The sequence below is a fragment of the Parafrankia sp. EAN1pec genome (genome assembly GCF_000018005.1).
Classification (GTDB): domain Bacteria; phylum Actinomycetota; class Actinomycetes; order Frankiales; family Frankiaceae; genus Parafrankia; species Parafrankia soli.
Window position 1 is genome coordinate 7,680,822 of record NC_009921.1, and the last position, 21,207, is coordinate 7,702,028.

Sequence of the window (21,207 nt, forward strand, 5' to 3'; positions counted from 1 at the left end):
CGCCGAGCGGGGCGGAAATCCTCTCCGGGTGTGCAGTTCCGGTTCTTTGTGTGCCGGTCGACATGTCCGGAACGTCTCTTGAAAGAATCGACATGGGCTGGTGTGAGTACCGGCTCTCCGGAGTGACCGCGAGCCGTACCACCCAGGTACTCGAACTCTGCGACGGCGGGACGTCCATCGAAAAGATCGCGGCTCGGCTCGGCGCGCCGCCCGGAGCGGTGGCGGCCACGGTCACCGCGTTGTATGTACGCGGGATCGTCCGGGACAGCAGCCGGCAGAATGTTTCGGCGATGGCCTTTCAGCAGCATCTTGTCTCCGCCGGTCGAACCTTGCGTACCATGATGAGTGCGGACGCGGACCTGCTCGGCGGGCAGCTTCACCGGCGACGCCTGCTGGGCTCGCTGGTGGAGACGTTCCACTTCGTCTCCGCAGCCTCCCATCATATCGGCGCGGCGGTGGCGCATGCCGCCGACCCCGAGGTCCGGGACTCGTTGTCGGCATTATTCAACGAAGAATCCAGGCATGGTCGAAGCCTGCGAGCGGGCCTGCTGGCGGCGGGTCTGGACGATGCCGCGATACGGCACAGCAGGCCTCTTCCCGGGACCCAGAACGTCGTGAACTTTCTTCGCGCGCTGGCGGCGACGGATCTTCTTTCCTACGCGGTCTGCGCCGCCGTGAACGAGAGCCCGAAGACGGACACGGCGATCAAGGAGGGATGGGACGCCATCATCGCGCTGGACCTTCTGCCGGCCGACGCGCTCGTGCCCTTCCGCGGTCACGAACTGGAGGACGAGGATTCGGGGCATGCCGCGATCGCGGACGTCATCTTTACTGAGCGGACAACCCTCGGGGCAGCGGAACAGCGACGGATCCAAGGTGATCTGGAGTCCTTCATCGCCGTGCAGCGGAGTTGCTACCAGGAGATGAAGGAGTTCTACAGTGCCCCCGACGGACCCGTGGCATGGGGGATCTGACCATGAGCGACCCGGTGCCGCGGGGACGCACGTGGGTGACGGTTCTCTTTTCCGGCGGAGCCCTGACGTCGCGGTCATCGGCGTGGGGCCGGGCCATACGATCCTACGACTGACCCAGCGGAACCAGGCCGCTGCCATCCGTTCGCCGTCGATCTGGACGCTCGACCTCCTCGCGCATTTCGGGCAACCTCGGACGCCGTCGTCCTGGCTGACACGCTGGCCGGCGGAACAGCAGAACGCGGCGACGGGGGTGTTCGCCCGTGCGCTGACGCGGGGGCTGCTGGTCACGGCAGACCCCGGCACCGGCACCGGCGACAGCGACAGCGACAGCGACAGCGACGACACGGACGACGGCACCGACGAGATGGTGCGAACCCTGTTCGTGGAGCTCGACCGCCTGCGCTCGCAGCTGCGTTCGGCGGACGGCCCTGTCCTCTCGGAGCTGCTCGGAAGCGACCAGGCCCTTCCCCGGCTGGTTCTGCACACCTCCCATCTCCTGGTCAGGGACGTGGCGGACCGGCTGGAGGCCGGAACGCGGGCGCGGCTACGGAGGCGCGCGAGCGAGATCGTGCCGTCGGGTGTGCCGCTGCGGCTGCATCTCGGCTGTGGGCCGCACCGGCTGCCCGGGTGGGTGAACGTCGACCTGCGTGATCCCGCCGCGGATCTTCGGTTGGATGTCCGCGCCGGACTGCCCTTCGACGACGGGGCCGTGACCGCGGTCTACCTGGCCCACATTCTGGAGCATGTCGAATACCCGGACGAGGCCCTGCGGGTGCTGCGGGAGTGCTGGCGAGCCCTGGGCGACGGCGGGCTGCTGCGGGTGGCTGTTCCCGATCTGCGTTCCTTCCTCGATGCCTACGCCGCGGGCGACGACGGTTTCTTCGAGTACTTCGAGCGGCGGTGGGAACGCGTGCCCGCACCGACCCCGCTCGCGTCGTTTCTGCACCACGCGGGGGCCGGGGAGTTCCCGTGGGTGGCCGACCGGCACAGGTTCGGCTACGACGAGCGGACCCTCGGGGAGCTCCTGCGGGAGGCCGGGTTCACCGACGTCCGGCGTTGCTCTGCCGGCGACAGCAGCCTTGCGGATCCGAACCTCGACTACTCCTGGGCCAACGGGGCGGCCGTGCGCGGACGGCCGTTGTCGCTGATCATGGAAGCGAAGGTGGTGCGGCAGTGACCGTTGACGACCGGTACATCATCGGTTTCTCCGACTCGGTGCACGATCGGGCCGTCTGCCTCTTTCGGGGCACCGAGCCGGTCGTCGCGATCGAGGAGGAGCGGCTGACCCGGCAGCGTTACGCCCTGGATTTCGAGGGCCTCGACCGCTGGGACGCCGGCGTGTACACCGAGCTGGATCTGGACGGCGGAACCAGCGAGTTCCACGAGCGACGCATCCGCCGCCTGGTCGACTACTGCCTCTCGGCCGCGGGCATCTCCGAGTCCGACGTGTCGCTGTGGGTCGGAAGCTCCCTGCACACCGCGTTTCCGCTGCTGGACCGGGCGGTATTCCTGAACCACCATCTGGCCCACGCCGCGTCCGCCTTCTTCGGTTCGGGGGCGGAGGACGCAGCCGTCCTGGTGGTGGACGGCTACGGGGACAGCGTCTCCGGTGACGCCTTCGAGACGATGACGACCTACCGGGCCTCGGGTACCACCATCGACGTCGTGGAGCGGGTCTCCGGGGTGAAGGACGGCGTCCACCTGGGGAACTCCGCCGGTATCTTCTACCGGATCGGGACGCTGCTGTCCGGGTTCAGCGTGGTCGACGAGGGCAAGGCGATGGGGCTCGCGGGCCATGGCCGTCCCCGCTATCTTCCGCACATCATGGAGCACATTCGATTCGGTGCGGACAAGGTCGAGATCCGGAACGAGTCGATCTGGCAGGCGTTGCAGGGTCTCCGGTCGGACGCCATCGAGGACCGCGCGGACATGGCGGCGAGCTTCCAGGCCGCGCTGGAGCAGATCGTGGTGTTCTACGCGCGTCGCGCCCACGAACTGACCGGGTGCCGGACGTTGTGCATGGCGGGTGGGGTCGCGCTGAACTGCGTCGCGAACCAGAAGGTGCTCGACACCGCGGGATTCTCGACGGTCGCGGTGTTCCCGGCCGCGGCCGACAACGGGATCGCGATGGGCGCCGCGTACTACGGCGCGCACGTCCTGTATGGCGGCGGTCCGGCGCACGGCCTGGTCACCCCCTGCCTTGGCCGGGCCTACCGGAGAGACGAGACGCTGGCCGCGTTGGGCGCCGTCGGCGGTATCGCCACCGTGACGGAGATCGGCCTGCGGGCGTGTGCGGAACGCGCCGCGGGCCACCTCGCCGCCGGCGAGCTGGTCATGTGGTTCCAGGAGGGGTCGGAAATAGGCCCGCGAGCCCTGGGGCACCGTAGTATTTTCGGCGATCCTCGTTCGGTCGCCACCCGGGAGCGCATCAACGCCGCGGTGAAGTCGCGCGAGGCGTTCCGTCCGCTGGCTCCGATGGTGCTGGAGAAGGAGGCCGGCGACTGGTTCGACTGCGGCCGCTCCCCCTACATGCTGTTCACGCCGACCGCGCTTCCCCGTACCCGGGAGCTGGCGCCGGCCATTGTGCACGCCGACGGCTCCGCCCGCGTGCAGACTCTCGCCGACGCGGACAACCCGGCGGTGCACGAGCTGCTGCTGGAGTTCCAGCGGCTCACCGGTGTGCCGATGGTCATCAACACCTCGTTCAACCTGCGCGGGGAGCCGATCGTGGAGACTCCCATGGACGCGGTGCGGGCCTTCGCGGAATCGCCGGTCAGCATGCTGTGCATCGACGGCTTCCTGGTCGATAAGCGCGTCGACGCCGAATGATCAGCCGACGTGGGGTGGGGCGGTCGGGGCTGCGGTTCAGCTCGCTGAGCCTCGGCGGTATGACCTTCGGCAGCAACGAGGCGTTCGGCGCCATCGGGTCGGATCCGACCGAGGCGGCCCGCGTCGTCGCGCTCGCTCTGGACGCTGGCATCGACACGTTCGACACCGCCAACGTCTACGGCGAGAGCGAGCAGCTGCTCGGACGGCTGCTCCGGCGGCGGCGTGACGATGTCGTGATCTGCACGAAGGCGCGGTTCCCGACCTCCGGACACGTCGGTGACGGACTGCCGCCCTCGAGCAGCTACGGCCTGTCGCGCGCGGCGGTCGTCCGGTCCGTCGAGGCGTCGCTGCGGCGCCTCGACACCGATCGCATCGACGTCCTCTGGCTGCACATGCAGGACAGGTCCGTCCCAATCGAGGAGACTCTGTCCGCCACCGACCTGCTGGTCCGCCAGGGCAAGGTGCGTTATCTCGGGTTGTCGAACTTCATGGCGTACCGGGTGGCCGAGGCTGTCCTCACCGCGCGGGCGCGGGCACTGGAACCACCGGTGGCCCTGCAGGTGCCCTGGTCGGCGGTGAGCCGGGACGTCGAGCGGGAGCTCGTCCCGGCGGCCCGTCACCTCGGGCTCGGGGTGGCCGTCTACAGCCCGCTGGCCCGCGGTTTCCTCAGCGGCAAGTACGACCGAGGCGCAGAGCCGGTGGTGGGCAGCCGGCTGGGGGAGTGGCGCGACGAGTTCGCCCGCTACGACTCCGACCGCAACTGGGCCGTCCTGGCCGCGCTGCGGGAGACAGCGCGCGCGCATCAGGTGCCGGTGAGCGCGGTCTCCCTCGCCTGGCTGCTGGCCCGGCGTCCGGTGGTCAGCGTCGTGATCGGGGCACGCACCGAGGAGCAGCTACGGGAGAACCTGATGGCGGCGGACGTGCGGCTCACCGCCGAGGAGATCGCGCGACTGGACAAGGTGTCGGAACCTGACTGGGGCTATCCGGAGTCCTTCATCGCGCGCTTCGAGCCGTGGTGACCCGTCGTATGCCCACGTTCCACCAGAGGGAGCACTCCTTGTCCGCCCGGGAGACCGCTCCGGGGGCGCTGGCCCTGTGGCTGGCGGAGATGGAGTATCCGCCGCCCGACTGCGTCAGCGAGATGGTCACGCGCTACCTGGCCGGTGGGCATCTCGGCTATTCGGCAGGCTTCGACTTCGCCACCGAGAGCCTCCGGCACTGGGCTCGGCGCCGCTACGGCTGGGCCACCGGGGAGCTGAGCTGTGGCTGGTACTCCGGCGTGCTGCATGCCGCCGCGGCCGCCGTCCTGACCCTGACCGAGCCCGGCGACGCGGTGGTGGTGCTGACCCCGACCTATCCGCCGATGCTGCGCGCGGTGAGCCAGCTGGGACGGCGGGCGGTGCGCTGGCCGCTGCTCGACGAGGAGAACGGCTACCGCTTCGACCTGGCCGCGCTCGCGGCCGTGCTGGCCCGGGAACGACCGACGTTGCTGATCCTGAACACGCCGCACAACCCGACCGGACGGGTGTTCACCGCGCCGGAGCTCCGTGCGCTGGCCGACCAGCTCCGCGACAGTCCTGTCCAGGTGCTCTCGGACGAGATCTTCGCCGACATCGTCTACCCCGGCGCTCGGCACGTTCCGTTCATGCTCGCGGCCGGGGAGGAGGTGGGCGAACGGACGGTGACGGTCCTTTCGGCGAGCAAGGCGTTCAACCTGGCGGGACTGCGCTGCGCCGCGGCCATCGCCGGCTCGGACACGCTCGCGTGTCGGCTCGCGCGGCTGCCGGCGGCGCTCACCGGCACCACCACGGTCGTGGGTGCCGTGGCCAGCGCCGCCGCCTGGGACCACGGAGAGACATGGCTCGACACGGTGGTCGACGTGCTGGCCGCAAACCGGGACCTGCTGTTCAGCCAGCTGCCCCGGCGCATCCCGATGCTGTCCGGACGGCCCCCGGAGGGCACCTACCTCGGCTGGCTGCGAGCGCACGGCGCTCTCGCTGACTCGGGCGACGTGCGGGCCGAGCTCCTGCGCGCCGGAGTCGACCTGGCCGACGGAACGCCCTTCGGGGACGAGTCGGGCCGGCGGGTGCGGCTGTCGTTTGCCTGCCCGCCCGACGTCCTGGCCCAGGCGCTGGACGCGATCGCCGTGACCTGCCAGGCCCTGGCCGACCAGCCGTCCTCGCGGTCGCCCGGACGGGCGCCTGAGGGCCGGCCCGGATGACATCGACATCCCGTCGCGGAGGAGGCACAGATGCCGGTACAGACGATGGACTTCGCCGCTCCGTCCTTCCGGACGGATCCGTTCCCGGCCTGGTCCGACCTGCGCCGGGCCGGGCCGCTGCACCGGGACGTCAGCGGTGCGTGGATCGTCGTGAGCCACCGGGAGGTCGGCCGGCTGCTCGCTGATCCGCGAGTGGGCAAGGACCTCCGTCGGCTGAGTACCTACGGGGCGCAACGTCCCTATGGCCCGGACGGGCTCGCCGAGTACTACATCGAGCAGTGGATGGAGTGCCGGCTCCCGACGATGCACCGGCGATGGCGTCAGCTGGTCCTGCCTGGATTCACCCACCGGGCGGTCCACGGCCTGCGAGCCGAGCTGTGCCGGACCGCCGACGACCTTCTCACCCACGCGCTCACCCACGCGCCGTCCGACGGACAGGTCGATCTCCTGCGGGACTTCGCCAGACCGTTCCCGGTCGCCGTGATCGTCCGGGTCCTCGGGCTGACGGACCTGGACACCGACCGGCTGGCGCAGCTGTCCCGAACGATCGCGGCGGTCCTGGAACCTAACGCCGCCGTGTCGGCGCGGGAGGCCGGTGACGCGGCCCTGGCGGAACTCGCCGGACTGCTGTGGGACGCGGTGCGGGCGGACCGGGGCCCGCACCCCGACGGATTCCTGCGCCGACTCGTCGACGCGAACAAGGGCCTGCTGAGCCCCGAGCAGCTGATCGCCACGGTACTGCTGTTGTTCCTGTCCGGGAACGACACGATCACGGGCCTGATCGCCAACGGGGTGCTTGCGCTCGCCAGTGTCCCCGACCAGGCTGACCGACTGCGCGCGCATCCTGAACTGCTTCCGATGGCGGTCGAGGAGGTTCTGCGGTTCGACGCGCCCGCCTGCGTCGCGGTCCGGACGACCTACGAGCCGATGACGATCGACGGCGTCACCGTCGAGCGCGGTGCCGCGCTGCTCCTGGCGATCAGCTCCGCCAACCGTGACCCGGCGGCCTTCGCCGAGCCCGACGTCTTCCGTGTCGACCGGCGCCCGATCCGGCATTTCGCGTTCGGCTCGGGCGACCACACCTGCGTCGGGATCGGCCTCGCCCGGATGGAGGCGACGATCGCGCTCGAAGCGCTCCTGCACCGTTTTCCCCGGTTGACCCACGACCCATCGACCCTGCGGTGGAGCGATGCTCTTTACCTGCGTTCTCCGGAGAACCTGGTACTCCTGTGCACTGTGCCGCCGGCCCCCGAGCGGGCCTGTGGGGTGCCAGAAGTCGGCCTGGGTCGTGACCTGGGGTGATGCGACGACGCAGGGCCGATGGGATGATGGTCAGCGTGCTGCGCCACGAGGTCGCCGTGCTGCGCCGCACCCAGCCCAAGCCCCAGGCGGCGGGTCGCCCACCCGTTCGACCCGGCCGTCGCTGTCCGGATCATCTGCTGGTTCCCCACCGACGACCATGCCGTGATCGCGCTGATCGGGTTCGACAAGAAGACGATCCATCTGGATCTCGCCGTCAACGACCTGGAGACGGCGGTAGTCGAATCTGAACGTCTGGACGCCACGCTCGCAGCGGTGCAGCCAGACCCTGATCGGTGGCGAGTTCTGTTCGACCCCGCTGGTCATCCGTTCTGCCTGACGACTGTGACTCCACCCGAGTAGTGCCCCGATGTAATCCCGCCAAGGCCACCCACGACGCGGACACCTTGCCCCAACGGATCACAAAGATGAACCCGTTGTGATGCCGCGCTGACGGCGGCGGTTGGCCGGTGGCCGGACCGTCCCGGACCGGAGCTGACGATGACGCTACCCCGCACGGTCGCCGACGTCCTGGCCCGCCATGTGACGTTCAAGGTGGAGTGCATCGACCGGATGTACCTCAACGTCTACATCCCCCAGTTGCAGTTCCCGCTGGGGCTGATGGGGTTCCTGTCCCGCCGGCTGGGGATGCGAGTCACCTCGACAGCACCGCTGGCGTCGATCACCGAGCGGTTCGTTACCGCGGTCCGCCGGTTCGCCGTCGACCACGAGATCCCGCTGGTCGACTTCGCCAGGGGCCAGCGGAAGGACGACGTGATGCACGAACATCTGTCCCGGTTCACCAAGCCGGAAGGAGTGGTGTTCGTCGGCCGGGCGCAGGAGAAGACCCCGCTGTTCCGGACCGAGAAACGCCGCGACAGCGAGGGGAAGACCTACCCGTGGATCGTGAAGACCACCGGGGTCGTCAACCACTTCTACTTCTACTGCGTCGACGACGACTTCGGCCCGTTCTTCCTCAAGTTCTGCTCCTACTTCCCCTACAACGCCAAGCTCTGCCTGAACGGCAACCACTGGGCGCAGCGGCAGGCCGCGAAATCGGGGATCGGGTTCACCCCGATGGATAACGCCTTCGCCGCGGTCGACGACCCGGCCGCGCTCCAGCGGATCTACGATTCCCTCGGCCCCGAGCAGATCGACGGGCTGCTGCGCAAGTGGTTGAAAATCCTGCCGCACCCGTTCACCGGCGACGACCAGGACGCCGGCTACACCTACGACGTCTCGGTCCTGCAAGCCGAGTTCTCCCTGACCCAGACCCTCGACCGCCCACTGTCCGGACGGGTCTTCTTCGAACAGGTTATCCGGGACAACCTCGACCTCGGACGGCCCGACCAGGTCAGCCTCATCTTCGACCGGGAACTACGACGCGGCAAGAAACGACCGACCCCGGCCGGTTCCGCACCCGCGTGCTCACCGAAGGCGTCACCCCCAGCCTGCACGTCGACTACAAACACGCCACGATCAAGCAGTACCACAAGGAAGGACGAGCGCTACGCACCGAAACCACGATCAACGACACCCGCGATTTCCGCATCGGGAAGCCGCTGGTCAACCTGCGTCCTCAAGCAGGTCGACTTCCAGGCCAACCGACGTCTCCTCGACGTCCAGACCATCAGCCACGACCCGACCGACGGCCAGGCCGCCCTCACCACTGTCACCGATCCCGTCCTCACCACCACCGGACGCCGCGTCGCCGGCCTACGCTTCACCGACCCCCGCGCCCAGGCACTGCTGTCCGCGATCCTCGTCTTCCGCCTCCTTACGACCTGCGCCGACTACGCCCGCACGGCCTCATCGAACGCATCCCCGGCACCCACCGCTACCAGCCCACCCGCACCGGCCAGCGGCACGCCCTGTTCCTCACCCGTGTCCACAACCGACTCCTCCGCACCGGCCTCGCCGAACTCGCCGACACCCATCCCGGCGACCCGCCACCACTTCGACGAGTAGCCGACGCTTACGAGAAAGCCGTCGACCAACTCGTCCAGCACGGCGGACTCGCAGCCTGACCCGCGTGCACAGAACTTGACTCATCCTTCGCGGCTTCGCCCGCCCAAGCCCTCTAGTCCAGAACATCCGCCGCGGCCACTACGAACTCGCCACCCACACCGACCCACAGCTGCGGCTCTCGGCGGCGTTCACCGAGCTCACCCAGGCCGTCTGGCCGAGACTGCCCGAGGTCCTGGCATGCGCCGCATCCTCGCAATGCAACACCGCCCTCCTCCGGCCCTGGTCAGGCGGGCCGGTCTGCGACGGTGGCCTTCACCTCGAGGTCGTCGCCGTTGCGGCGGATACCGAGCGTCACCTGCCGGCCGGGGTCGACACTGCGGAGTTGGGCCAGGAAGTCGGTGGGGGATCTCACCGGCTCGCCGTTGAAGGTGCGGATCACATCGCCGAGCCGGACACCGGCACGGTCGGCCGGACCTTGGTCGGCGACAAAGAGCACCAGGACGCCGCTGTCGACCTGGATGTCGAGCTGCCGGGCGACTTCGGGCGTGAGGCTGGTGACCTGGACGCCGAGGAAGGCGTGCTGCACCTCGCCAGTGCGCAGCAGTTGATCGGCAGCGTCGACAACGGTGGCTGACGGGATCGCGAAGCCCAGGGAGACAGCCCCCTCCGACGGGGGCACGTAGGCCTCGTTGATGCCCAGGACGCGGCCCTGCCCGTCCAGGAGCGCCCCACCGGAGTTGCCGGGGGAGATCGCCGCGTCGGTCTGGATCAGGTCGACCAGCGGCTGGCCTAGGCGGCCGGGCTGGCCGGATGCCGGCAGGGTGCGATTCAGCCCGGAGACGATGCCGGCGGTGGCGCTGTTCTCGAACCCAAGCGGGCTACCGATCGCCACGGCCAGCTCGCCCACCTGGGGAAGCTCGCTACGGAACGTCAGGGTGGGCAGGCCGCTCCGATCGACCTTGACGACCGCGATGTCGCTGATCCGGTCGGCGGCCTGCACTCGGCCCGGGGCTCGGCGGCCGTCGGCGAAGGCCACCTCGACCCTGCGGTCGGCCGCGGACCGTACGACATGCTCGTTGGTGACGATGACGCCGTCGGCTCGGTAGACGACGCCACTGCCCAGCCCGTTTCCGACGAAGATCGTGACCACGGACGACTCGGCGTCGCGTACCACGGCGGGGAGTCCGGCGGGCTGCGAGTTCGTGGTCTCGGCCCGGGACATGGATGCGTCGTCGGTCGCGGTACCGCACGCCGCCGTCCCGAACAGGACGCCAGCCGCCAGGCCAGCGGCCACGATCCAGGCCGAAAACTCCGACCTGTGCCGGATCGACGGTCTGGGAGTCTCCGGCAGGGCGAGCCACCGCCGCAATCTCCTGCTCCTTGAGAGATGACCCATGTCCATGCCATACCCGCGCTTCCTTGCGTAAACGCGCCGCTGCGAGACGTTTGCGGGGATGCGGTAACGGTAACGGGGTGACGGCGGCTGGAGTTGCGTAGAAGGTGCCGTCGCGGAGCATGGCGAACAGGACGTCGACGCGCCGTCGGGCGAGGCAGACGAGGGCTGCGGGGTGGTGCTTGCCTTCGCGGCGTTTTCGGTCGCAGTAGGCGCATAATTCCGGCTGGGACAGTGAGGCGAAGCGGCGAGGTAGAAAGCACGTTTGAGGTGTTTGTTTCCGCGCCGGGAGGGATACTCGCCGCGGATGGACGATCCAGATCTTCTGGTGACCGGTGCGAGGCCGGCGTAGGAGGGCCAGGGCGCGGCGGTGGGAGAAGCCGCGCCGTCGCCGACGTCGATGTGGATACGTGTCGCCGGTCCTGACCCCGATTCCCGGAATGGAGGTCAGGACCAGGGGAAGAGGGTGGGATTCCAGGAGTTCCTCGATCCGGGTGGCGAGCAGGCCACGTTGGTCCAGCACGGAGCGCAGCGAGCGGGTGAGAGCGGGCAGGATCAGCGCCGCGGCCTCGGTTCCCGGCACGACGGGGTCCGCCGGGCTGCGCGGACGATCGCAGTCCTCTCCGACGACCACACCCGCTCGGTCTACGGCCAGGCCGAATGGCAGGCCGCCTGGACTGCGGATCCCTCCGGGGCGGCACACGCTCCTCGTGATGCGGGTAGCTGACTGCGACCGGCCCGGCCTGCTCGCCCAACTGGTATCCACCGACCTGTTCGCACACCCGGAACGGCAGGCACGGGTGGAACTGCTCCGCGCGGCGACGCTCGCTCGCTCCGGTGGCCGGGCGAAACCGCAGCACGCTCCACCGTTCCCACCTGATCGGCGGGCGATGCCCGTGCGGCCGTCGTTCCCTGGCGGCCGGCCGGACGTGTGGAACGTCCCGCCACGGCCGGCTCACTTCGTCGGCCGTACCGATCTTCTCGATCAGGTTCACCAGCAGCTCGGCGACGCGGGCGCGGTCGCGGTCTGCGCCCTGCACGGCCTCGGCGGGATCGGGAAAACCGCCCTCGCGATCGAGTACGCCCACCGCCACCCGCACAGCTACGACCTGATCTGGTGGATAGCTGCCGAAGACCCACAGCTGATCCCGGGGCATGTGTCCACCCTCGGCCGGGAACTCGGCCTGCCCGACGGCGCGGACTGGCCCGCCGTCCTCAACGTACTGCGACGCGAACGGCTGCGTTGGCTGCTCATCCTCGACAACATCGAAGACCGGAACGTCATCAGCCCGTTCCGGCCGACGGATCACCTCGGCCGGCTACTCGTCACCTCACGACGCACCGGCCTCGACGCTTTCGGTCCACAGCTCGCCGTACCCGAACTTCCCCGACGAGACGCGGTCGACCTGCTCACCCGGCGGGTACCCGCCATCGACACCGGGACGGCCGGGCAGATCGCGGAACTTCTCGGAGACCTGCCCCTAGCCGTGGAACAAGCCGCCGGCTACCTCACCCAAACCGGCATGCCCTCCGACGACTACGTCGAGCTACTCCGCGGGCGGCTCGGGGAGATGCTGCACCGCGGGTGGGTCGCCGACCGGCCCGACATCACCACCGCCAACCTGTGGAACCTGTCCCTGACCCAATGCCGTGAAGCTTAATTCGATCTTGAATGGTTGATGTTCGCTGTTCGTGGTTGGCGGGTTGGTACGGCGTGGCGGCGTGGCCTCGGTGCCGCTGGGTGGTTTGGTCACGGTTCGTGGCTTCGATGGTGACCCCGGACCAGGTGTCGGTCGGGGTGCTGGTGACGGCGGTGCCGCGTGACGCGGTCGACGAGGCCGTCGCGGCCTGTGGGGTGGGTGCGCGGCGGGCGGGCGGGAAGCTCCCACCGCATGTGACGGCGTACCTGACGTTGGCGATGTCCCTGTTTCCGGACGACGACTACGCCGAGGTCGCCCAGAAGGTGACCGGGTCGCTGGACCGGTTCGGCTGCTGGGACGCGGCGTGGGCGCCGCCGAGCGCGAGCGGGATCACCCAGGCGCGTAAGCGGCTGGGCCGGATGGTGATGGCCGAGGTGTTCGAGCGGGTCGCGGGCCAGGTCGCGACACTGTCGACGCGTGGCGCGTGGCTGCGGGGCCGGTTGTTGCTCGCGATCGACGGGTTTGACGTCGACGTGCCCGACACCGAGGAGAACGCGGCCGAGTTCGGCTACGCCGGCACCGGGGAGAAGCGGTCGGCGTTCCCGAAGATCCGGGTCGTCGCGTTGGCGGAGTGCGGGACGCACGCGTTCCGGGCCGCCGAGGTCGGTGGCTGGGCGGCTGGGGAGAGGACGCTGGCCCGCGGGCTGCTGATGCGGCTGAACCGCGACGAGGTGCTGACCGCCGACCGTGGGTTCTACTCGTTCGACAACTGGGCGCTGGCCGCGGGCACCGGCGCCGACCTGATCTGGCGGGCCCCGACCGGGCTGAACCTGCCGGTCGTGCGGGTCCTGTCCGATGGCACGTTCCTCACCGTCCTGATCAACCCGGAGATCACGGGAGGTCGGCGCCGCGAGCGGCTGCTCGCCGCCGCGAAGGCCGGCGACGAGCTTGATCCGGACGAGGCGCACCTGGCCCGGGTCGTCGAGTACGACATCCCCGACCGGGCCGGTAACGGTACCGGCGAACTGGTCGTCGTGCTGACCACGATCCTCGACCCGCGTCAGGCCCGTGCCGACGAGGTCGCCGCCGGATACAACGAGCGCTGGGAGGAGGAAACCGCGAACGACCAGCTCAAGACCCATCTACGCGGCCCCGGGAGAGTCCTGCGCTCCCGGCTGCCGGACCTGGCGGTCCAGGAGATGTGGGCCTGGCTGATCGTCCAGTACGCGCTCACCGCCCTGATCGCCGGCGCCGCGGAGGCCGCCGAGATCGACCCCGACCGGGTCGGTTTCGCCCGGACACTGCGCCTGGTCCGCCGTTCCGCCACCGGAACGGCGGACATTTCCCCCTGAGGACTGGAACGCCCGGCTACCCAGGTTCCACACCGAGATCACCCGCGGGCTCAACCCGCCACGACGCCACCGCACCTGCCCCCGGGTCGTCAAACGGGCCCGGCACAACAGCTACCGCGTCAAGAGACCCGACGAACCCGCCTCGGTCCGCCACCCGGGCCCCGCCACGATCCGGCTCCACCCACTCGCCCCGCGCGCGGCCTGACCAGATCCCGGAAAGATCAAACTAAGCTTCACGGCATTGGTCCCTGACCCGGCTCCGCACCGACCAGCCCGCCGCAGTCAACCTTCTGGAACTGTGCGCCCTGTGTGCCCCTGAAGCCATCCCCCTCGACCTCATCAGCGACAACGTCGAGGAACTACCCGCCAGCCCGCTCCACGACGCTACCGGTGACCCCTTGGCCTGGGCTGACATCGACGGCCACCCGGAGAACTGGCCCCGCTGGCGAACGCTGCTCCCCCACCTCCGCACCATCCTCGACAACCACCCCGACCACGATCGATGGGATGACGACGTCCCCCAAGCGGTGTCCTGGCTGTGCGACCTCACCGGTACCTACCTCGACCAGCACGGACAGCCTGACATTGCCATCCCCTACCTCACTCGCGCACTGGCCCTCGACGAATCCCACCTCGGACCCGACCACCCCGACACCATGACCAGCCGCAACAACCTCGGCCTCGCTTACCAGGCGGCGAGACGCCTCGACGAGGCCATCACCCTGCACCAGCAAAACCTCACCGACATGGTGCGCGTCCTCGGACCCGACCACCCTCATACCGAGCTCTCCCGACGAAACCTCACTGCTGCCCGAGCCGCACGCGACGGCTAAAAGCAGCAGCGGCCGGACCAGCAGTACCCATCAGACCGCCGCAGAGCGGTACACGGGCGCTCTCTGGAGTCTCGTCGAGGAAGAACACGCCCGCGAGGGATGGGGCTGCGACCTGGACCGAGCTGGCCTGGCACATGAGCCCGCGCCCGCCACCGAGAGCCGCTGCCAGGTGGGACAAGCCCCCGGAGCCGGGTAGACGACACAGGGTCGGATACCATCGCCGAAGAGCAGCAGCGCCCAGCGGACGTGCATGGACGTCCACCAAAGATCCGCCGCAAGGCCGATCGGCAGTCGGGGTTCGACTCCCCCACGCGCACGCCTGGTTGAGGCAGGTCAGAGCCCCGCAGCCGATAACACGGCGCGGGGCTCTGATTCACTCCCAGACCAATCCAGCCGAGGTCACCGATCGCACCCCAGCGCCCCGGAAGACACCGCCGGCCGGCACTGTTGCCGAGAAGCGAGACATGCCAGCACCCTCGGTGACCAAGGGTCAGACAGCGGCGGCGAGTTCAGTGAACACGGGCAGCCGACAAGGGGACTCGAACCCGATGCTGCAATCGCGATCTCCCCGCTCAACCACCAGACACGTCAAGTAAGAATTTCGATGCGACCCGTAGTGACAACGACCACGGTGGTTGGGGATGCTTGACGTGCCATGCCGAGCGCACGTCAGGCAGGCAGCACAGGCTTCGTATCCGCACCCACAGCAGCGAGAACCTGCGCCTTCCGGCGTTTCCCCGGTAGATACCCACCCAAATCGAAGATTACCCAGTTGGGGGTTCGACCATCCCTCCACCTGATCTTGGCTCTGCCTGCCGCCAGTGTCGGCCGCCGGGCACCGGGCGGCATCGCCCGAACCCTGGTCACAGTGGCGCGACCGTGCCGGATTTGCGCCGGCTTCCACTAGACCGAGCCGCCCACCCCCACGCGCCGACGGGGCAGCCGGCCACACTCGACACCGGACGGACCCGACAATTCAACATCAACAATGCGAGGAGGACGACTCACGATCACGCATACCGGATGCGCGAAAGATTGAAGCCTAAGGCGTAAAATCTCTGGGCCATTTAGTTTCGCCGTCGGTAATCACGCCATCTAGGCGGGTGGCGTCCAATTCGGCACCGGAAAGGTCGGCTCCGAGAAGCTTGGCGCCGCTAAGGTCGGCTCGGGAGAGGTCGGCTCCTCGAAGGTCGGCTCGGCTGAGGTCGGTGCTACGTAGAATCGCATCGGAAAGGGTGGCGCCAGCCAGCTTGGCGGCAATCATGCTGGCACCCGCAAGGTTGGAGTGGGCGAAACACACGCGCGGCATGTCGAACGCGTCCAACTCGGCGTCGCGTAGATCGACCCGTTCCAACTCCGACCAGGCATCATCGAGGATCATCGAGCCTCGCTGGAGTGCGGCAAGGGCCGCTCCAACATCATCGGCTACGCTGCCATGGTACCGGCTTCGATCCGGCCCAACGTCCGATTCCGGGCGGTGTGGCGGCCAAGGCGCGTTCTGGCGCACGAAGGAGGTAAGCAGTGCGTGGACCTGCCCTCGGTAGCGCGAGTCAAGGTCGGACAGGAGTTCCAGCGCGTAGATTCCACCGAACCGGACGGATAGCACGTCGCTTGCCAGCTGATCGATCGCTTTGACAAAAAGATCGATTGTCTGACCTTCGCGGCTGACACGGACCTGGCGCAAGGTAATCGCCGCACCGAGGAACACACCGACGAGAGCGACTAGTCCGCCGAGTCCCTGGAGCAGCGTGGAACGGACATCGTTCTCAGCTCCCAACCGCTCCGCTTGTGTCAGAGCCGCCCCGGAGACGTTGCGGCGATCCACGATCCAGGCGGGACCAAAGACAACACACACCGTGAGCGCGCCGCCTACAGCTACGAGGGCAACGAGGGCAATCGTCAGCACATTGATTGATCTTCGATCGACCAGCCCCATGGAAACCCCCTCGGCTGAGACTGCCGCGGCAAATGTACCGTCTTGCTCCGCTGTCCGGGACGCGACTTGTTTTGTCCGGGTGGTCTTCGCTGATGTGGTGTTCAGCGGAACGAGCGGCCCGCCGACCTCGTCGCGCCAGTCCTGGGTACGTCGGCCGGTGGCGGCGCACGATTCGGCCGACCTCCTGGGTCCAACAGCCGGCCTCGTCCCTGCTGGTTGAGCTGCCTGGGGTTCCCCTCCGGCCAAGCGGTGGCCAACTGCCGGGCGCGCGCCGACTCCCGAGCGGCGTAGACGGCAGCGCCGCAGTGGTCGGCGAGGTCAGCGAGCAGGCGGCGGGCAGCCGTTCGCCGCGGACCACCAGCCGGCCGGGCGTCTCGCCCTGGTAGACGAGCGGGAAGGTCTGGTGTCCGGGATCTCGCGGCCGATGCTCGCGCCGATCGTGGCCGGGGTTTCTAGGACAGCAGCTGTGTGATCAGGGCGTCGGCGAGCCAGTGTTCGTACCGCTCGGCGGTCCAGCCATGTTCGATGGCGAGGGTGCGGTAGATCTCGGGCAGGACGAGCGCGAGGTAGATGGTGATGCCGTCGTCGACGCTCACGCCTGCGGGTAGGTGGGTGGCGATGGTTTCGATGTGGCGGCGGAAGGCGCGTTCGCGGTTGACGGCGATGGTCTCGCTGTCGCGGGCGATGTCTGGCTCGGTGCGGGCGGCTTCCTGGTAGATGGCGATGACGTCGTACATCTGCTCGAACTGCCGGCGTTGGATGTTCGCCGCCATCCGCAGGCCATCGCGCGGGTCCGGCTGGGCGAGAGCCTCTTCGTGGGCGCGGTCGATGTCCAGGGTGCCGGCGACTCCCCAGGCGATGGCCCGCAGGATGGCGGCCTTGCCGCCGAACGCCGAGTAGATCGTCTGCGCCGGGATGTCGGCGGCTTCCGCGATCGCGGCGATCGTGGTGCCGACGTAACCCTGGGCGGCGAACAGGGCACGAGCGGCCGAGGCGATCTGGGCCTTGGTCGCCATCGCCTGACGCTGCCGGTGGGTCGGCCCTTCCCTCTTGACAGCCACCGGCGGACAGTATCACTCTAAGAATCATAGTGTCGCTATGACGAAGGGAGCGTCGCTATGGCATCTGAGGTGGTCGAGACACCCGTGCTGATCGTCGGCGGCGGCCCGGCCGGGCTGACCGCATCCCTGCTGCTGTCCCGCCACGGCCTAGGCTCCCTGCTGATCGACAAGCGCCTCGACGCGTCACCGCTGCCCCGCGCCCGTGGCGTGCACTCACGGGCGATGGAGATCCTGCGCGTCTGCGGCGTCGAACCGGATCTGCGCAAGGTGGAGCTACCGATCACCCCAGGCGCGGAATGGCGAGCCGATCTGACCAGCCCGCCGCTGCGCGAGGACGTACCGTCGGCCGGTCCCACCACTGTGAGCCCATGCGAGGGACTGTCGGTCTCGCAGGACGTGTTCGAGGCGGTCCTGCGAGACCACGCCCACAGCTACGCACACGCGCAGCTGCGACCGGGCACGCTGCTGGACTCGTTCCACACCGCCGGTGACGGTGTCCTGGCCACCGTGGTCGAACGGGCGTCCGGACACCGCGTCGAGGTGCGGGCCCGGTGGATGATCGCCGCCGATGGTGCCCGCAGCGACATACGCCGGCACCTGCGGATCGGCATGAACGGCCCGGACGACCTCGGCCAGCAGACGATGATCGCCTTCCGGGCCGACCTGAGCGCATTGACCGGTTCGCGTCCCCGAGGGATCTACTTCCTCACCGCCACCGGCGCAGCGCTGATCTGGACCCACCACGACGACCGCTGGGTGATCAGCCAACCCGGCCCCATCGCCGCCGACGATGATCCCGCCGCCATCGTCCGGCGGATCCTCGGCCTTGCCGATCTGACCGTGCAGGTGCTGGCCACCAGCCCCTGGACGGCCGCGGCGCAGTCGGCCGCCCAGTACGCGCAAGGCCCTGTGTTCCTGGCCGGCGACGCCGCCCATCGCTTCCCGCCCGCCGGCGCGACCGGGGTCAGCGCGGCGATGCACGACGTGCACAACCTCGCCTGGAAGATCGCCGCCGTCGCCCACGGCCACAGCGGCCAGAAGCTGCTGGACAGTTACGCCGCCGAACGAGAACCGGTCGGGCAGCGCACCGCCGACGAGACCGGCGCCGCATGGACGCGGATCTTCAACGGGAACGCCGCGCCGTTCAGCGGACGCAGCCTTGCCCAGATCGATATGGGCTACCACTACACGTCACCGGTCGTCGTCGACGACGGCAGCCCCGACGCCGACCCGCCTGGCGCCGGCTACCAGCCGACCGCTACACCCGGCTGCCGGGCGCCCCATCTGTGGCTGGCCGACGGCACGTCCACCATCGACCTGTTCGACCAGCGCTTCGTCCTGCTGACCGCCGAACCCGGCCACGCCTGGCGCGACGCCGCCGCCCACGCCACCGGGGCACTCGTCGACAGCCACGTCATCGCAGAACCGAACTGGCCGAGCCTGTACGGCGTCGCCCCCGACGGGGCGGTCCTCGTTCGCCCCGACGGGCATGTCGCGTGGCGCAGCCGGACCTCATCCACCGATCCGGTGACGGACATCCAGACCGCCCTGACCACCAGCACCGGAAGCTGACCCCGGCGCACCACCAGCCAGACGACGGACTTTCCGCAGACGTCGGCGACGTGGCCGGGGAACGGCCAGGCCAGGCGCCGGAGGAACCGATCAGGGATGCCACGCCATCAGCGTGAACCGCGCACGGCAGACAACCAAGGGAGACAATCGTGCTACTCGCAGAGATTGAAACGCCGCCCCGGCTGAACCGGACCGGCTGGTTGCTGGCACTGTCGCCAGTCATGTCGCTCGTGTGGGTCGCGGCAGTCGTGACGACCATGTCGGGCTCCGGGGTAGATCAGGCCGCCGACCTCACCCACGGGCAGATGGACACGATCCGGATCGGGTGGACGGTGCAATGGGTGCTGTACGCCGTGGTGGTGATCGTGATCTCGGCCGGGCTCGCCCGGCTGAATCAGATCCTGCGAGCGCAGGCCGCGGCGCTGGCTACGGCCTCGCAGATCGCGGTCATGGTGTCCGTGGTAGCAGTGGCAGCGGTGCTCGTTCTCCGGCTGGCCGCGATCGGATTCACCGAGGCGCACCTGGGTGATAACAACGCCTACACCTGGTCGCTCGCCGCGAGTTACGTCAGCGCATGGGCCGCGGCCGTGGCTACCGTCCTGACCGGTCTCGCGCTGCGTACCAGTGGACTGCTCCGCCGCACCGGCCTGGTCGTAGCCGTGCTTGGCGCACTGTTCCTGGCGTTGGATGTCGCGACCCGGGCCGTGCCGCCCTGGCTGTTCGCGTTCCTGTGGCTGGCCGTCGGGGTCGGCCTGCTCCGCCGACGTGTACCCTCCTCGACCTGACGGACCTGACATGGCTGGCACGCGGGCATCGAGTGCCAGCCACGGTGCACGAAACCCGCCCGACTGTAGGGATCACGCCTTGATGGCTACTGTCCGTGACAGCTGGCCAGTAGATGGCCGGCGGGCGGGATAGTTGGACAACCCGATCTACTGATGATTAATGTGCGAGGTTATTTTGATCGGAGATTTTCCCAGGCCAGTCCGGTTTCGGCAAGGAACCCGACGAGAAGCTCGGGCCGGTACTGCATACGTTTCAGTCCATGCTTGAACGCCTGAAATACCTCGTCGATACCACGGGCAGCCAGATGCACCAGGGTTGTGCGTTTCAGATACGACCAGGCACCCTCCGTGGGATTCAGATCGGGCGCATAGGCCGGCAGCCACACAACACTGATCCAGCCGGTGTGCGCGGCCAGAAACGCGGCCATCTGCGCCTGGAGGTGGATGTTCAACCGGTCCCACACCACCACCAGCCGACCCCCGGGAAGCTGCACGTGCGCGGCCAGCAGAAGATCCCGACAATCCGCCCAGCACAGCCCCTTGCGCTCACCCGAACGGCCGTGACTGACCCGGACCCGGTAGACCAGCCGGGCCCGCTGCCCGGGTTTGTAGCAGACCATCCCGACCACACTCACCCGCCCGGCCCCACCCCGCCCCGGCACCCGCACCACCGGGGTCACCCCGCGGCGCGCCCACGTCCGTCCACGTGGCGGCCTCAGGCCCTGCCCTGTCTCGTCGAGGAAACAGACCCAGGCACCCCGGGCCGCCGCGGTGGTTTTACCGCCGGCCATCCCCGGTCCTTCCACTCCTCGACCACAGTGTCATCACGTTCGACCGCGCGCCGCACCGGCAGCTGGCACGACCAGCCGTTGCGGTCCAGCAGCATCCACACCCCCGGCACGGTGTAGGTGATCCCGAACTCCCGCCTGATCACCTGCGCGACCCGGGCCAGGGTCCACCGCTGATCGGTCCAGCCATACACCCCCGGCCCCCGACGCAAGATCGCCTCCAACCGGGCCAGATCCCGATCATCCAACCGGCACGAGGACACCGGACCGGTCGACCGCAACGCCGCCGCACCCCCCGATTCCCATGCCCGATACCAGCAGCCCGCTGTTTTCGGGGTCACCTTGAATTCCCGCGCCACCTCCGTCCGTGTCGCTCCCGCAGCGAACCTGTCCGCCGCGGCCAACCGAACCCGCTCCCGTTCCACCTGCCCGGCGGGCGTCAACCCGCCACCCGTCGCATACCTCATGCCGATAGATGTACCCACACACCACAAGCCATCACCAGCAGCATTAACCCCGTGCATTAACCATCAGTAGCCGGGGGGAAGAATTCGGG

18 protein-coding genes and 2 pseudogenes are annotated in these 21,207 nt (G+C 68.8%); 14 read left to right on the forward strand and 6 right to left on the reverse strand.

What is annotated here, in order from left to right; genetic code table 11:
- Positions 1 to 92 precede the first annotated feature (92 nt).
- The 8 genes and pseudogenes from FRANEAN1_RS31470 (at position 93) to FRANEAN1_RS31505 (ending at position 9,291) form a co-directional block, all read left to right on the forward strand.
- The gene (locus FRANEAN1_RS31470) at positions 93 to 974 is read left to right on the forward strand and encodes a hypothetical protein (RefSeq protein WP_041254989.1); all 882 of its coding nucleotides are present in this window, start codon (positions 93 to 95) and stop codon (positions 972 to 974) included.
- A gap of 82 nt (positions 975 to 1,056) precedes the next feature.
- Positions 1,057 to 2,151 (forward strand): methyltransferase domain-containing protein, encoded by a 1,095-nt coding sequence (locus tag FRANEAN1_RS31475; RefSeq protein ID WP_157472861.1) that lies wholly within the window; start codon positions 1,057 to 1,059, stop codon positions 2,149 to 2,151.
- Complete coding sequence (locus FRANEAN1_RS31480) at positions 2,148 to 3,803, forward strand: carbamoyltransferase C-terminal domain-containing protein (RefSeq protein ID WP_020463744.1); 1,656 nt, start codon at positions 2,148 to 2,150, stop codon at positions 3,801 to 3,803. The genes FRANEAN1_RS31475 and FRANEAN1_RS31480 overlap by 4 nt, the downstream gene beginning before the upstream one ends.
- Positions 3,800 to 4,822: an aldo/keto reductase gene (locus tag FRANEAN1_RS31485; RefSeq protein WP_020463745.1), complete on the forward strand. Its 1,023-nt coding sequence runs from the start codon at positions 3,800 to 3,802 to the stop codon at positions 4,820 to 4,822. Before FRANEAN1_RS31480 ends, FRANEAN1_RS31485 begins: the two co-directional genes overlap by 4 nt.
- Before the next feature lie 38 nt (positions 4,823 to 4,860).
- A complete protein-coding gene (locus FRANEAN1_RS31490; protein WP_198145395.1) occupies positions 4,861 to 6,024 on the forward strand; it encodes an aminotransferase class I/II-fold pyridoxal phosphate-dependent enzyme in 1,164 nt (387 codons plus the stop codon).
- A 30-nt stretch (positions 6,025 to 6,054) separates the two neighbouring features.
- The gene (locus tag FRANEAN1_RS31495; RefSeq protein WP_020463747.1) at positions 6,055 to 7,326 is read left to right on the forward strand and encodes a cytochrome P450; all 1,272 of its coding nucleotides are present in this window, start codon (positions 6,055 to 6,057) and stop codon (positions 7,324 to 7,326) included.
- 195 nt (positions 7,327 to 7,521) lie between these two features.
- Positions 7,522 to 7,686, forward strand: a pseudogene (locus FRANEAN1_RS31500) (VOC family protein); the annotation flags it as partial.
- 138 nt (positions 7,687 to 7,824) lie between these two features.
- Positions 7,825 to 9,291, forward strand: coding sequence for a hypothetical protein (locus FRANEAN1_RS31505; protein ID WP_020463748.1), 1,467 nt, complete (start codon positions 7,825 to 7,827; stop codon positions 9,289 to 9,291).
- Between the two features lie 283 nt (positions 9,292 to 9,574).
- Here the strand turns inward: FRANEAN1_RS31505 and FRANEAN1_RS31510 are convergent, their stop codons facing one another.
- On the reverse strand, positions 9,575 to 10,585 hold the full coding sequence (locus FRANEAN1_RS31510; RefSeq protein WP_347176825.1) for a trypsin-like peptidase domain-containing protein: 1,011 nt from the start codon (positions 10,583 to 10,585) through the stop codon (positions 9,575 to 9,577).
- A 211-nt stretch (positions 10,586 to 10,796) separates the two neighbouring features.
- Positions 10,797 to 11,270, reverse strand: a pseudogene (locus FRANEAN1_RS39850) (transposase); the annotation flags it as partial.
- On the opposite strand from FRANEAN1_RS39850, the gene FRANEAN1_RS44250 reads away from it, so the two are divergent.
- The 4 genes from FRANEAN1_RS44250 to FRANEAN1_RS31525 all read left to right on the forward strand — a co-directional run bounded on the left by FRANEAN1_RS44250 (position 11,151) and on the right by FRANEAN1_RS31525 (position 14,509).
- Positions 11,151 to 11,411, forward strand: a complete 261-nt coding sequence (locus FRANEAN1_RS44250) for a hypothetical protein (RefSeq protein WP_049795799.1) — start codon at positions 11,151 to 11,153, stop codon at positions 11,409 to 11,411. The pseudogene FRANEAN1_RS39850 and the gene FRANEAN1_RS44250 sit on opposite strands and share 120 nt — an antisense overlap.
- Entirely contained in the window at positions 11,398 to 12,345 is a 948-nt protein-coding gene (locus FRANEAN1_RS37560; protein WP_049795800.1) for an ATP-binding protein, read from the forward strand. Before FRANEAN1_RS44250 ends, FRANEAN1_RS37560 begins: the two co-directional genes overlap by 14 nt.
- Before the next feature lie 107 nt (positions 12,346 to 12,452).
- Entirely contained in the window at positions 12,453 to 13,676 is a 1,224-nt protein-coding gene (locus FRANEAN1_RS31520; protein ID WP_041253905.1) for an IS4 family transposase, read from the forward strand.
- Positions 13,677 to 14,074: 398 nt separating this feature from the next.
- Positions 14,075 to 14,509, forward strand: a complete 435-nt coding sequence (locus FRANEAN1_RS31525) for a tetratricopeptide repeat protein (protein ID WP_020463751.1) — start codon at positions 14,075 to 14,077, stop codon at positions 14,507 to 14,509.
- A gap of 1,042 nt (positions 14,510 to 15,551) precedes the next feature.
- Here the strand turns inward: FRANEAN1_RS31525 and FRANEAN1_RS31530 are convergent.
- On the reverse strand, positions 15,552 to 16,445 hold the full coding sequence (locus FRANEAN1_RS31530; RefSeq protein ID WP_020463752.1) for a pentapeptide repeat-containing protein: 894 nt from the start codon (positions 16,443 to 16,445) through the stop codon (positions 15,552 to 15,554).
- Positions 16,446 to 16,897: 452 nt separating this feature from the next.
- A complete protein-coding gene (locus FRANEAN1_RS31535; RefSeq protein ID WP_020463753.1) occupies positions 16,898 to 17,506 on the reverse strand; it encodes a TetR family transcriptional regulator in 609 nt (202 codons plus the stop codon).
- Positions 17,507 to 17,563: 57 nt separating this feature from the next.
- On the opposite strand from FRANEAN1_RS31535, the gene FRANEAN1_RS31540 reads away from it, so the two are divergent.
- Positions 17,564 to 19,078, forward strand: a complete 1,515-nt coding sequence (locus FRANEAN1_RS31540) for an FAD-dependent monooxygenase (RefSeq protein WP_020463754.1) — start codon at positions 17,564 to 17,566, stop codon at positions 19,076 to 19,078.
- 149 nt (positions 19,079 to 19,227) lie between these two features.
- Positions 19,228 to 19,863, forward strand: a complete 636-nt coding sequence (locus tag FRANEAN1_RS31545; protein ID WP_020463755.1) for a hypothetical protein — start codon at positions 19,228 to 19,230, stop codon at positions 19,861 to 19,863.
- Between the two features lie 170 nt (positions 19,864 to 20,033).
- Here FRANEAN1_RS31545 and FRANEAN1_RS31550 read toward each other — a convergent pair whose 3' ends face one another.
- Both FRANEAN1_RS31550 and FRANEAN1_RS31555 read right to left on the reverse strand, forming a co-directional pair.
- Positions 20,034 to 20,654: a transposase gene (locus FRANEAN1_RS31550; protein ID WP_012157514.1), complete on the reverse strand. Its 621-nt coding sequence runs from the start codon at positions 20,652 to 20,654 to the stop codon at positions 20,034 to 20,036.
- Positions 20,579 to 21,175 carry a winged helix-turn-helix domain-containing protein gene (locus FRANEAN1_RS31555; protein ID WP_347176705.1) on the reverse strand — a complete coding sequence of 199 codons (597 nt, stop codon included), beginning with the start codon at positions 21,173 to 21,175 and terminating at the stop codon, positions 20,579 to 20,581. The genes FRANEAN1_RS31550 and FRANEAN1_RS31555 overlap by 76 nt, the downstream gene beginning before the upstream one ends.
- Between the last annotated feature and the right edge of the window lie 32 nt (positions 21,176 to 21,207).

What these genes read in the sequence shown, in the direction of transcription:
- FRANEAN1_RS31530 (WP_020463752.1), bottom strand. Translation starts at nt 16,445, where the DNA reads ATGGGGCTGGTCGATCGAAGATCAATCAATGTGCTGACGATTGCCCTC.
- FRANEAN1_RS31470 (WP_041254989.1), top strand. Translation starts at nt 93, where the DNA reads ATGGGCTGGTGTGAGTACCGGCTCTCCGGAGTGACCGCGAGCCGTACC.
- FRANEAN1_RS31520 (WP_041253905.1), top strand. Translation starts at nt 12,453, where the DNA reads ATGGTGACCCCGGACCAGGTGTCGGTCGGGGTGCTGGTGACGGCGGTG.
- FRANEAN1_RS37560 (WP_049795800.1), top strand. Translation starts at nt 11,398, where the DNA reads ATGCGGGTAGCTGACTGCGACCGGCCCGGCCTGCTCGCCCAACTGGTA.
- FRANEAN1_RS31505 (WP_020463748.1), top strand. Translation starts at nt 7,825, where the DNA reads ATGACGCTACCCCGCACGGTCGCCGACGTCCTGGCCCGCCATGTGACG.
- FRANEAN1_RS31495 (WP_020463747.1), top strand. Translation starts at nt 6,055, where the DNA reads ATGCCGGTACAGACGATGGACTTCGCCGCTCCGTCCTTCCGGACGGAT.
- FRANEAN1_RS31555 (WP_347176705.1), bottom strand. Translation starts at nt 21,175, where the DNA reads ATGCACGGGGTTAATGCTGCTGGTGATGGCTTGTGGTGTGTGGGTACA.
- FRANEAN1_RS31485 (WP_020463745.1), top strand. Translation starts at nt 3,800, where the DNA reads ATGATCAGCCGACGTGGGGTGGGGCGGTCGGGGCTGCGGTTCAGCTCG.
- FRANEAN1_RS31550 (WP_012157514.1), bottom strand. Translation starts at nt 20,654, where the DNA reads ATGGCCGGCGGTAAAACCACCGCGGCGGCCCGGGGTGCCTGGGTCTGT.
- FRANEAN1_RS31540 (WP_020463754.1), top strand. Translation starts at nt 17,564, where the DNA reads ATGGCATCTGAGGTGGTCGAGACACCCGTGCTGATCGTCGGCGGCGGC.